Below are 2864 nucleotides of genomic sequence, written 5' to 3'. Positions count from 1 at the left end.
ATGTAATGCTGAATCGAATTTAAGATATTAAAAATAAAATGAGGGTTCATTTGAGAACGCAAAGCTTTTAACTCCAGCTCGACTAATTGTTTCTCTATTTGAAGTTGTTTCTCTCTATTTTTAAAGTAATTGTAAACAATTAGGAAAACAATACTCCCAAAGAATAAAAACATCAAAACAATAAACCACCACGTTTTCCAAAAAGGAGGATGAATCGTAAATGAAATTTGCTGTGGCTGACTCCAAATGCCATCTTCATTTTCTGCTTTGACTTCAAAACCATAAGTTCCTGAGGGCAATAGAGAATAACGAGCTATACGAGCTTTTGTAGTTACCCAATTGGAATCCAGCCCCTCTCCTAACAATCGATATCGGTAACTAACTGCACCTTGACTTCTATAATTTAAACCTTCATACACTATTGAAATATTATTTTCGGTATGGGTTAGTAAAGCTAAACTGTCTTTTAGCTTTGCCTTAGCATTTACCAAAACAGTTTTTAAATAAATTAATGGAGGAAAGTTATTTTTTTGTAATTCGTTTCTATTGATGGTTAACAGTCCTTTTGCTGTCCCCACATATAAGGTATCTTTTATTGATTCTATATCTGTAATCTCCTCAGAAATTAGTCCGTGCTTTTTAGATAAATTAAAAACCTCAAACTGATCATTTGCTTTTAGTCTTAGTTTAGTAATCCCTTTAGTAGATCCTACCCAAATGGTTTGTTGATTATCTACGTGAATGGTTCGTACTAAATTACTTGATAAACCAGTATTGGTATTGAAGACTTGCTTAAACATTCCATTTTTTATAACCAATACTCCCTTGCTCTTGGTACCAATAAGAAAAACAGAATCATTTAATTGTTCCATGCAGGTAACAGAGATTGAAGATAACAACGGACTTTCCAAAGTCCTGGTTGTTTGCGTCTTTTTATTATAGATTAGCATTCCTTTATTTGATCCAATCCAAATACTATCTCCATTCATCAATAAACTAGTACACCAAATCTTTTTGTTTTTTTCTATGTAAGAGGAATAAATACACTCTCCATTCTTATAAAATACTTTAAACCCTACATGATTAACCAGGTATATGGTATCTTTTTTGAATAGCATCGCTTTAAAATCATTAGATGATTCTGAAACAAGATTTAATTCTTGTTGTTCCTGATCATAAAAAAATAAAACCTCTGTACCTATGAAGTTTAACCAAAAGAGCGATTTTTTTTCATAGTTATAAGATATATTTAATGAATTTTTAAATAAGTGTTCAATAAAATATACACTATCGCTAATGGCATACAGTTCTCCATTTCTTAAAGCTGTATAGACAACTCCACGCAAGGTATCAACTTCCACATCAAATACTGAAGATGTAAATGGTTTCTTTTTGGAAATCGCTTGACTAGGCAAATAATAAACTCCATTAGACAATGTCGAGAACCACATTCCTCCTTGATTATCTTTGTATATAGATGAAACAGAAAGGCCATCAAGAAACCTTCTTTTTTCCACTAATCGATTCCCCTGTAGGCGATACTCAGCTACTCCTTCATTTTCATAACCGACATATACTACACTATTTTCGACCCCTAAAAAAATTCCTTTATTTCGAGCTAACTGCTTTATTTGTTGATTGAACATTGTTGATTGATTAACCCAAAAAAGGTTGTCCCGCTCTAAATACACCATATTATTTTTATGACTTGCCACCTTAAAGACCCCTCGATTCCCCCCCAAGTTGGTAAGTTTTTGCACCTTACTATCTTTCACATTGTTCAATTCAGAAAAAATAGAATAGTCTCCCTCTAAATACGTTTTGTTGTTATTTACAACCAATAAACTCCCTGTAATGTATTCTTCTTCTATTTTTATTTGTTTATTGATTATTCCTCTGTCTACTTGCGGTATGATCTGTTCTTCTATATTTCCATTAGCGTCTATTTTTTGAATTCCAGAATATAAAGCTCCTAACCAAATATTATCGACTTTATCAACATAAAAAGAAGTTAACCTCGCCATTCCTTTTATATTTTTTAGCTTATCATTATGGATATATTGATGAATTTTTCCTTTATGATAATAACAAAATTGTCCATTAAAAGGCGCAAACCATATTCTTCCTTTAGCATCTTCGGTAATTCGAAAAACTGTGTTATCGGTTAAGCCATTTGTGGTATTAAAAACTTCAAACTCATAACCATTGAAACGACACACTCCTCCATCTGTAGCAAACCACATGTACCCCTCAGAATCTTGAAAAGAAAAATAAACTTCTGAGCTTGGCAAACCATCTTCTACCGTATAGTTGCGGTATAAACCCTCTTCTTGTCCAAGGCTAAACAAAGAAAAACAGACTAACAATATGGAGCTGAGATATTTTATCATTTTTAATTGGTATAACCTACTCGAATTTCTACTTTAGTTCCAGTAGCTTGGCCCTTTTCATCTTTTTTATCTTCAATAATAACATTTATATTAGAATCTTCGTTTAAGATATTCAAACGATCTTTGGTAATTCGCATCCCTACTGATTTACTTTTTATCTTACGACGAGCTTTTAACTTTGCTGCGGCTGCTCGACCAACTCCATTATCGTCTATTGTACAATACAATGTTTTTTCTCTTAAGGCTATACCTATTCTTATCTTTCCTTTTGTCCCTTTATTCATTAGTCCATGCCATATCGCATTTTCTACATAAGGTTGGATCAACATTGATGGGATTTCATCATAATCTTCATCAATAGCTTCATCAACAATTATTTCATAATCAAACCCATCTTCAAAACGCATTTTCTCGAGGTTCATGTATAACCTTAACATCTCTAATTCTTCTCCTATGGAAATATATTGCTTTTCT

At 32.4% G+C, this 2864-nt stretch carries 2 protein-coding genes; both read right to left on the bottom strand.

Annotated elements, in window-relative coordinates; genetic code table 11:
• Positions 1 to 2390 (bottom strand): histidine kinase (locus N4A35_01390; protein MCT4580044.1); only part of this gene is annotated, 2390 nt, incomplete at its 3' end.
• Positions 2391 to 2392: 2 nt separating this feature from the next.
• A partial coding sequence (locus tag N4A35_01385) for a sensor histidine kinase (GenBank protein ID MCT4580043.1) occupies positions 2393 to 2864 on the bottom strand: 472 nt, incomplete at its 5' end.

This window comes from Flavobacteriales bacterium (genome assembly GCA_025210295.1).
Taxonomy (GTDB): Bacteria; Bacteroidota; Bacteroidia; order Flavobacteriales_D; family Parvicellaceae; genus S010-51.
Note: the sequence above shows the minus strand (reverse complement) of the source record. Positions and strands in the feature narration are given on the sequence as shown.